Below are 8,134 nucleotides of genomic sequence, written 5' to 3'. Positions count from 1 at the left end.
GGCTCAAGGCCGGGATGACGGGATCAACCAAACCTCTCCGCCGCCCACGCGTAGAGGCTGCCCGGAATGGGCTTATCGCTGCCGCGACCCTTGGGCGAAATATGCAAACCAATGATCTCGGGATCCGCGAGCAACTCCGAAAAATCGGTTGGGTCGAAAAACAATTTCGGCTCGGCGTGGACCGCATAGAATGACTGCTTTGGCAGAGCGTGCTGCAGTTCGCCTCCGCGCCGCGCCAGCGCGGTGAGCGCGGCCGGACCGAAGATCGCGACGCGAATGTCGGAGAGACGCTTCGATCCGCCGCCAAGCTGCCGCAGTATGAAGGTCAGGCGATGGCGCAGCGCCAGCCAGTCCGGCGTCAGTTCGTCCTGCCTCATCAGATTTTCGAACGCCGTGACGATGGGATCGCCCGGCGGCAGATACAAAACCGAATTGCCGAGCTGGCGCGGCCGCTCCCAGGCGAAATAGGGTTTTGCAGGATCGATCTCAACCGGCTTCAGCAGCAGCACATCGGCGTCGAGCCACAGGCCGGCCCTTTGCGCCATCAGCCGCATGCGGAAGAAATCGCTGAATTGCAAAATGGTCCAGTCGCGCCAGCTGCCGTCCGGCTGCGGCGGGCGCAGCCGCTCGGAAAACGAATGCGACAGGATCGCTTCCGCCTCGGCATTGCCGACGCCATCGGGCAGACCGGCAAGCGGGTCGAAACTGTAGACGGTGACCTTGTGGCCCGCTGCGACCTGCGATCGCAGGCATGTCCGCCGGAGCGCATCGAGCGGGCCATGCCAGAAGGTGACGACGTCAGGCCGCATCGGCGTCGCCTCACGGTTGCCGAGCGAGACCCGCGTCCGCGATCAGGCCCAGGCGCGCTCGTTTTTGGCCTTGGCCTCGTAGGTGTCGATGGACGTCTTCTTCTCCATCGTCAGGCCAATGTCGTCGAGGCCGTTGAGCAGGCAATGCTTGCGGAACGGGTCGATCTCGAACTTCACCGTGCCGCCGTCGGGGCCACGGATTTCCTGGGCCGCGAGATCGATGGTCAGCGTCGCGTTGGCGCCGCGCTCGGCGTCGTCGAACAATTTGTCGAGGTCGTCCTGGGTGACGCGGATCGGCAGGATGCCGTTCTTGAAGCAGTTGTTGTAGAAGATGTCGCCGAACGAGGTCGAGATCACGCAGCGGATGCCGAAATCCAGCAGCGCCCACGGCGCGTGCTCGCGGCTCGAGCCGCAGCCGAAATTGTCGCCGGCGACCAGCACCTTGGAATTGCGGTAGGCCGGCTTGTTGAGGATGAAATCCGGATTCTCGCTGCCGTCGTCCTTGTAGCGCTGTTCCGAGAACAGACCCTTGCCAAGGCCGGTACGCTTGATGGTCTTCAGGTACTGCTTCGGAATGATCATGTCGGTGTCGACATTGATGATCTTCAACGGCGCAGCGACGCCTTCCAGGGTGGTGAACTTGTCCATCGAACGTACTTCCCGGCTGAAATGAGGGGACAGGACCGTTGATTTATCGCGAAACTGGCCCCGGCAAAAGGCCAATTTGCGCAATCCTACCCTGCTGCTCCTAACCCGCCCTTACCCTGCCTGAGCTTCGATCGCCTCCATATCGGCATCCGACAGGCCGAAATGGTGGCCGATTTCGTGGATCAGCACGTGGCGGACGATATGGCCCAGCGTTTCCTCGTGCTCGGCCCAATAGTCCAGGATCGGCCGCCGGTAGAGCCAGATCATGTTGGGCAGGCGGGCGATGTCGTTATTGCTTTGCTGGGGCAGGCCGACGCCCTGGAACAGGCCGAGCAGGTCGAATTCGCTTTGGGCCTGCATTTCGTCGAGGACTTCGTCGGTCGGGAAATCGTCGACGCGGATGATCACGCCCTCGCACAGGGCTCGAAAGCCCTTTGGCAGGCGCTCGAAAACCTCATGCGCCATGGCCTCCATTTCGGCCAGCGAGGGGGCCTTTGCTTGCTTCCACATCGCGCCTGTTTAGCGCGTGTTCGGCCGTCGCGCCTACTGATTTTGAATACGCTCGACCGGTTGACCTTGGCGCGGCAATCGGAGACCGTACGGCCCGATAACAGGTTTGGGTGGTCGGAATGAAGCGGATTGTGACGGCGGCGGCGGTGGCGATTTTGACCGGATTGTCGGTGCCGGATGGAGGCGCGCAGGCCCAGACGGCGCCGTCAGGGGTACGCACCGCACAGGCAGCTAAACCGGCCGCCACCGACGCCTCCGCGCAGCGCCGGCGCCCGCTCCGCCGCGTGCCGATCTACCGGCAGGAGCCGTGGGAGCCCGAAGTCTATCCGCGCTACAATCCAGGCCCGAATGCGGTGCGCAGCTGCACCGCGACCTATGTGCAGGAATACCGGCCGAGCGGCACGGTCATCACGCCGCGCATGAACTGCTACTGGCGGCCCGGTTAGCAGCCTTCGCGCAGCGCCGATCAAGCCCGCGCAATCCATGATTGCCGATGTACCATGAACGAGGGCGTCGGCTTCAAGCTTTGAACTGCGTCGCGCGAAGCAGCACGCTGCCGCGAACCGTCCGCTGCGGACGTGACATCCCAGCGTGAGTATAAGCTCGAGCCGACAGAGGCGGGGTGGCGGCACCGCTATCATCGCTGGCATCGTCCTCATCTCCACCGTCGGCACTACCACCGCCATCATCATCGCCGCTGGTGAGCACCAGTTTGCGTATGTGACGTCAGCAGGCACGTTCATCGCGGGCCTGTTTTCACTTCAAGTTTACTGCCATGAAACGGACGGGATTGCTGCCTGTTATTTGATGATCTTGATCAGAACAGGGAGATCGTCATGAAGACCTTGATCGGAGCAGCTGCTATTGCAGGCGCTCTGGTGTTTGCCGGCCCGGCGGCGGTCAATTCGGCGGCCGCGGCGTCGCCGCAAATGAAGGGACAAACCGCCGGCACGTCCGGTGCGACCGACTTTAGCGCGCAGCCCTATTACCGGCGTTATGGTTACGGTTATTACCGGCCATACTATCGCCCGTACTATCGATCGTATTACCGGCCATATCCCTATTACGCGCGGCCCAGGTACTATCGGCCGTATCCCTATTACGCGCCGGCACCGTTCGCGTTCGGCTTCGGCTTCGGTCCGTATTGGTGACGGACGGCCATCGCGCTCGGGATATGAGCGCGACGACCCTGGTTCTCGTGCAATAGGACCTGGGATCAGGCGGCGCGAATGAGATCGAGGAACGTGTTGACGTCGGCGCGCAGCTTCTCCGACTGATGGCTGAGGTCGTCGGCCGCCGTCAGCACTTCCGATGCGGCGGCACCGGTCTCGTTGGCAGCGTTGTTGACGCTGCCGACGTTCGATGAGACCTCGGTCGTTCCCTTCGAGACTTCCTGAATGTTCTGCGCGATGTCGCGGGTCGCGGCGCTCTGCTGCTCGACCGCGGCGGCGATGGCGGTGGCGATTTCGTTCATCTGCGCGATCGTGGTCCCGATCGTCTTGATCGCCGTCACCGCGTTGCCGGTCTCCTGTTGAATGGCCGCGATCTGGGCTGAAATATCCTCCGTCGCCTTGGCGGTCTGGGTGGCGAGCGCCTTCACCTCGGTGGCGACGACGGCAAAGCCCTTGCCGGATTCGCCGGCGCGCGCCGCTTCAATCGTGGCGTTGAGCGCCAGCAGGTTGGTCTGCGACGCGATGTTCTGGATCAGCGAAACGACCTCGCCGATCTTCTGCGCGGCTTCGGCCAGTCCCTCGACGGTTTTGTTGGTGCGATTGGTCTCGTCCACGGCGAGGTTGGCCGTCTCGGATGCCTGCGCCACCTGGCGCGAGATTTCGCTGATCGAGGCGTGCAGTTCCTCGGTCGCCACGGCAACTGTCTGCACGTTCGCGGAGGCGACGTCCGAGGCATTGGCGACGGCGGTGGCCTGCCGGCTGGTTTCCTCGGCGGTTGCCGTCATGCTGCCGGCGGTGGCGTGCATTTCGGCGGAGGCCGCGGTCAGCGTCTGCAGGGCTTCGGAGACCTGCGAATCGAAGGTCGCGATGTAGCCTTCGATGGTACGTTGACGGGCTTCCTTGCGGACCTGTTCCTCGCGCTGTTCGGCTTCGAGGCGCCGCGCCGTCATCGCATTTTCCTTGAAGACGGCGAGCGACTTGGCGAGACCGCCGACCTCGTCGGTCCGGCTGGCGCCGACAATCGAGACATCAAGATCGCCGCCGGCAAGCTTGGTCATTTCAACCGTCATGCGCCACAGTGGCTGGGCGATCTGGCCGAACGCGATCCAGCCAAGGATGGCGAAAGCCAGCAGCAGGCCGATAGCGGCCCCGACCATGAGCAACAGGCGGGTGGAATCGGCGGTGGCGACGCTCGCGTCGCGCGCGGCGCGCATGGCATCGGTATTGATGGTGATGAGTTGGCCCACAGCCGCAATCGCGGTCTGGCGGTGCTTGGCCGCGACGTTGCGCGAATAGGCAAAGGCCTCTTCCATCTTGCCGGCGATCGTCAGTTCGAACACCTTGGCGCTGGCTTCCCGGCGATCCCTGACGGCGGTTCGCAGGGTCTCGATCAACTGGCGCTGCTCGGGAGCGGTGGTGATGGCCGCCAGGCGATCGATCGCGTTCAACGTGGCGTCGGTGGCCTTGTTATAGGACTCGATGTGCTGGTCGATCGTCTTGCGGTCGCCGGAGAGGATGACGTTCTTTTCGCTCACCGCGGCGCTGTTGAAATGGCTCTCGGCCTGCAGGCTGTATTGCACCCGCATCGCGTTGCCGTCGACCAGGCTGGCCGCGGTCGCGGACAGGTTGCTCAGCGCCAGCGAGGCCTGGACGACGATCCCGATTGCGACAAGGGCGACGATCGCGGCCGGCACCGCGATTTTGGCAATAATGGGCAGGTTTTGGAATCTGGCGATCATTTCTAACTCTCGCTGGGGTGAATTTACGCTGCCGCGTCGTTGCGAGCCTGAGAACCGCTCATGCCGGCACGGCGCCACGCCGGATCAAGCCCTCACAGCGAGGGGATCCCGAGGCGAGCTATCGATTTTCTGATTGGTTAAGCTTTACCCGCCGGCCGTTAGCAAAGTGTTGACGCTAACTGGCACGGGTTGTCGGCAAGGCGGCGACTCTGCCTGATCAAGCCCGATGGTCAAATCCCTTCACCAGCAATACGAGGCAATCAGCGCCGGCTTTGCGGTCCCTGGAGATCTTCACGTATGCCGGCGATTCGGACCAGGCACGGAATGAGGTCTCGTCGGGAAACGACATCATCACCACCCTGTCGCGGTCCCATTCGCCTTCCACTACCATTGGGCTGTCATCCGCCGACAACAGCTTGCCGTTGAAGTTTCTGAACACGGCGAAAAAGCGCGCCAGATAGCGGTCATAGGCGGCGGGGTTGATCATCTTCAATTGCGCAATCACATAGACCGTCAACTTCAACTCCTCCTGCGCGCGTTCATCCTTGCGGCCGGCGCATTCATGGCGCGTTCACGTGCCAATTTCTAACCTAATGTCGAGAGCGACCGCAATTGAACAAATGAACGCGACGAGGGCCAGCGCGCAATGCGGCGCGAAACCTCGTTGCCGGTCCCAGGGAGGTTCAACCATGACGATATCGGATCCCGGACGCGGACTTATCCGCTCTCCCGGACGCGGCCTCGTCCGCCGTCTGGGTGTTGCGGCTGCGGCCGTCATCGCTTTCACGACAATGTCGCAGCAGCGCGCCGAGGCGCTGTCACTCGCCAGTCCCGGCACGGCGGCGTCAGCGAAATTCGCAACCGACGCAGTGACGGTCCAGCATCGCGGCGGTGGCGCCATTGGCGGCGGCGGTTTTCGGGGTGGCGGTGGCGCCATTGGCGGCGGCGGTTTTCGGGGTGGCGGTGGCGCCATTGGCGGTGGAGGTTTTCGAGGTGGCGGTGGTGCCATCGGAGGCAGCGGCTTCCGCGGTGGCGGCGCGGCGTTCCATGGCGGCGGCTTTAGAGGCGGCGGGGTCGCGATCCACGGCGGCGGATTTCGAGGCGCGCCCGCCTTTCGCGCCGCGCCGGTGTTCCGCGGCGGCGCCATCGGCTACAGCGGCTTCCGTCACGGTGGATATCGCGTAGCGCCGCACTACCGGCACCATCGCCACTTTCACCACAGGCATCATTTTCACCGGCGCTTCTACGCTGCGCCGGTCTATTACGGCTATCCGCGCACCTACGTATATCCGCGTTACTGCCGGGTGGTCTGGACCTATTACGGGCCGCGCAAGATCTGCCGCTATCGCCCGTGGCTGCGTCCCTACTACCGCGTGCACCACTACAGGTACTGGTAAGGTTGAGTTGAAACAAAACAGGCGCCCGCGGGGCGCCTGTTTTTTTGAATGCCGTGACGAGCGCGAAGGACTCAGTCCCAGTCCTTGCCCTTCCAGGGCTTGATCTTCCACGGCGTCACCGCTTCCAGCCGCCATTGCTGCCAGTGCTCCGGGGGCCAGTTGCTGAGGCGCCGCGTGTCCTTGGGGGTGACGGGGACGAGATCGACGATTCGCGAGACGTTGCGCCGGCTCTGGCGCGTCGCCTCGCTGATCATATCGACATATTCTGGCTTATCGGCCATTGCTGGCTCCTCGCGAAGTTCATTCCCGCAAAGAGCCAGTCTGCGCCCCGCGCCTTAACGGGGCGTTGCCAGAATGGATCGAGGTTGAGGCAAGGGGCGGTTAACGCCACTCCCTGATATCGACAAAATGCCCGGCGATCGCCGCCGCCGCCGCCATCGCCGGCGATACCAGATGGGTGCGGCCCTTGAAGCCTTGCCGGCCCTCGAAATTGCGGTTCGAGGTCGAGGCGCAGCGCTCTTCCGGCGACAGCTTGTCGGGGTTCATCGCGAGGCACATCGAGCAGCCCGGCTCGCGCCATTCGAAGCCGGCCTTGATGAAGATCTTGTCGAGGCCTTCGGCCTCCGCCTGCTCTTTCACGAGGCCCGAGCCCGGCACGATCATCGCGCTGACATGGCCGTTGACGGTCTTGCCTTCGGCGACCTTCGCCGCCGCGCGCAAATCCTCGATACGGCCGTTGGTGCAGGAGCCGATAAAGACGCGGTCGAGCTTGATGTCGGTGATCTTGGTTCCGGCGGTCAAGCCCATGTATTTCAGCGCGCGATGTTTTGAGAGCCGCTTGGCTTCATCGGCGATCTGGTCGGGGTCCGGCACCTTGCCTGATATCGACACCACGTCCTCGGGCGAGGTGCCCCAGGTCACGATCGGCGGCAGTTTTGCCGCATCCAGCCGGAGCTCGTGGTCGAAATGCGCGCCTTCGTCGGAGCGCAGGGTTTCCCAGTAGCGCATCGCGGCGTCCCACATCTCGCCCTTCGGCGACATCGGGCGTCCCTTGAGGAATTCGAATGCCTTTTCATCGGGCGCGATCAGGCCGGCGCGGGCGCCGCCTTCGATCGACATGTTGCAGACCGTCATGCGGCCTTCCATTGTCAGCGCGCGGATCGCATCGCCAGCGTATTCCAGCACGTAGCCGGTGCCGCCGGCGGTGCCGATCTCGCCGATGATCGCCAGGATGATATCCTTGCCGGTGACGCCGTCGGGCAATGTGCCGTCGACCACCGCGCGCATGTTTTTTGCTTTTTTCTGGATCAGGGTCTGGGTTGCCAGCACATGTTCCACTTCCGAGGTGCCGATGCCGTGCGCCAGCGCGCCGAACGCGCCATGCGTGGAGGTGTGGCTGTCACCGCAGACGATGGTGGTGCCGGGCAGCGTAAAACCCTGCTCCGGCCCGATCACGTGCACGATGCCCTGACGCTTGTCGTGTTCGTTAAAGTAGGTGATGCCGAATTCCTTGGCGTTGTCGGCCATCACGCGCATCTGCTCGATGCTTTCCGGATCGGGATTCGGCTTTGAGCGGTCGGTGGTCGGGATGTTGTGATCGACCACGGCCAGCGTCTTCTCGGGCGCGTGAACCTTGCGGCCGGTCATGCGCAGGCCTTCGAACGCCTGCGGCGAGGTCACCTCATGCACCAGATGGCGGTCGATATAGAGCAGGCAGGTGCCGTCATCGGCTTCGTGCACCAGATGGTCGTTCCAGATTTTGTCGTACAGCGTGGTGGGTTGGGACATGAGCGTAAGCTCCAAAAATGATTCTGTGTGATCGGTCAGCGCGGTTACGCGCGCAAGCAACGGGCAGTCAG

General features: G+C 63.3%; 10 protein-coding genes. 3 read left to right on the top strand and 7 right to left on the bottom strand.

Going from position 1 to position 8,134, the window contains the following annotated elements; translation table 11 throughout:
* Nucleotides 1–23 precede the first annotated feature (23 nt).
* From ACSQ84_RS33625 to ACSQ84_RS33615, 3 genes are all read right to left on the bottom strand, one after another.
* On the bottom strand, nt 24–809 hold the full coding sequence (locus ACSQ84_RS33625; protein ID WP_436216044.1) for a hypothetical protein: 786 nt from the start codon (nt 807–809) through the stop codon (nt 24–26).
* Nucleotides 810–851: 42 nt separating this feature from the next.
* Nucleotides 852–1,457: a 3-isopropylmalate dehydratase small subunit gene (leuD, locus tag ACSQ84_RS33620; protein WP_436216043.1), complete on the bottom strand. Its 606-nt coding sequence runs from the start codon at nt 1,455–1,457 to the stop codon at nt 852–854.
* Nucleotides 1,458–1,568: 111 nt separating this feature from the next.
* Entirely contained in the window at nt 1,569–1,967 is a 399-nt protein-coding gene (locus tag ACSQ84_RS33615; RefSeq protein WP_436216042.1) for a metallopeptidase family protein, read from the bottom strand.
* Between the two features lie 119 nt (nt 1,968–2,086).
* On the opposite strand from ACSQ84_RS33615, the gene ACSQ84_RS33610 reads away from it, so the two are divergent.
* Together ACSQ84_RS33610 and ACSQ84_RS33605 are read left to right on the top strand one after the other, a co-directional pair.
* Nucleotides 2,087–2,413, top strand: a complete 327-nt coding sequence (locus ACSQ84_RS33610; RefSeq protein WP_436216041.1) for a hypothetical protein — start codon at nt 2,087–2,089, stop codon at nt 2,411–2,413.
* Between the two features lie 390 nt (nt 2,414–2,803).
* Entirely contained in the window at nt 2,804–3,118 is a 315-nt protein-coding gene (locus ACSQ84_RS33605) for a hypothetical protein (RefSeq protein WP_436216040.1), read from the top strand.
* 65 nt (nt 3,119–3,183) lie between these two features.
* Here ACSQ84_RS33605 and ACSQ84_RS33600 read toward each other — a convergent pair whose 3' ends face one another.
* Complete coding sequence (locus tag ACSQ84_RS33600) at nt 3,184–4,878, bottom strand: methyl-accepting chemotaxis protein (protein WP_436216039.1); 1,695 nt, start codon at nt 4,876–4,878, stop codon at nt 3,184–3,186.
* Between the two features lie 217 nt (nt 4,879–5,095).
* Nucleotides 5,096–5,395, bottom strand: a complete 300-nt coding sequence (locus ACSQ84_RS33595; RefSeq protein WP_436216038.1) for a DUF1330 domain-containing protein — start codon at nt 5,393–5,395, stop codon at nt 5,096–5,098.
* Between the two features lie 172 nt (nt 5,396–5,567).
* Between ACSQ84_RS33595 and ACSQ84_RS33590 the strand changes: the two genes are divergently transcribed.
* On the top strand, nt 5,568–6,275 hold the full coding sequence (locus tag ACSQ84_RS33590) for a hypothetical protein (RefSeq protein ID WP_436216037.1): 708 nt from the start codon (nt 5,568–5,570) through the stop codon (nt 6,273–6,275).
* 71 nt (nt 6,276–6,346) lie between these two features.
* Here ACSQ84_RS33590 and ACSQ84_RS33585 read toward each other — a convergent pair whose 3' ends face one another.
* On the bottom strand, nt 6,347–6,556 hold the full coding sequence (locus ACSQ84_RS33585) for a hypothetical protein (protein WP_436216036.1): 210 nt from the start codon (nt 6,554–6,556) through the stop codon (nt 6,347–6,349).
* A 100-nt stretch (nt 6,557–6,656) separates the two neighbouring features.
* Nucleotides 6,657–8,063 carry a 3-isopropylmalate dehydratase large subunit gene (gene leuC / locus ACSQ84_RS33580; RefSeq protein WP_436216035.1) on the bottom strand — a complete coding sequence of 469 codons (1,407 nt, stop codon included), beginning with the start codon at nt 8,061–8,063 and terminating at the stop codon, nt 6,657–6,659.
* Nucleotides 8,064–8,134: the final 71 nt, after the last annotated feature.

Source organism: Bradyrhizobium sp. LjRoot220, from assembly GCF_964252915.1.
In the GTDB taxonomy this organism is placed as follows: Bacteria; Pseudomonadota; Alphaproteobacteria; order Rhizobiales; family Xanthobacteraceae; genus Bradyrhizobium.
Note: the sequence above shows the minus strand (reverse complement) of the source record. Positions and strands in the feature narration are given on the sequence as shown.

Excerpts from the sequence above, each read along its gene's own strand:
- ACSQ84_RS33615 (WP_436216042.1), bottom strand. The coding sequence starts at position 1,967 with ATGTGGAAGCAAGCAAAGGCCCCCTCGCTGGCCGAAATGGAGGCCATG.
- ACSQ84_RS33605 (WP_436216040.1), top strand. The coding sequence starts at position 2,804 with ATGAAGACCTTGATCGGAGCAGCTGCTATTGCAGGCGCTCTGGTGTTT.
- ACSQ84_RS33610 (WP_436216041.1), top strand. The coding sequence starts at position 2,087 with ATGAAGCGGATTGTGACGGCGGCGGCGGTGGCGATTTTGACCGGATTG.
- ACSQ84_RS33600 (WP_436216039.1), bottom strand. The coding sequence starts at position 4,878 with ATGATCGCCAGATTCCAAAACCTGCCCATTATTGCCAAAATCGCGGTG.
- ACSQ84_RS33590 (WP_436216037.1), top strand. The coding sequence starts at position 5,568 with ATGACGATATCGGATCCCGGACGCGGACTTATCCGCTCTCCCGGACGC.
- leuC (WP_436216035.1), bottom strand. The coding sequence starts at position 8,063 with ATGTCCCAACCCACCACGCTGTACGACAAAATCTGGAACGACCATCTG.
- ACSQ84_RS33625 (WP_436216044.1), bottom strand. The coding sequence starts at position 809 with ATGCGGCCTGACGTCGTCACCTTCTGGCATGGCCCGCTCGATGCGCTC.
- ACSQ84_RS33585 (WP_436216036.1), bottom strand. The coding sequence starts at position 6,556 with ATGGCCGATAAGCCAGAATATGTCGATATGATCAGCGAGGCGACGCGC.
- leuD (WP_436216043.1), bottom strand. The coding sequence starts at position 1,457 with ATGGACAAGTTCACCACCCTGGAAGGCGTCGCTGCGCCGTTGAAGATC.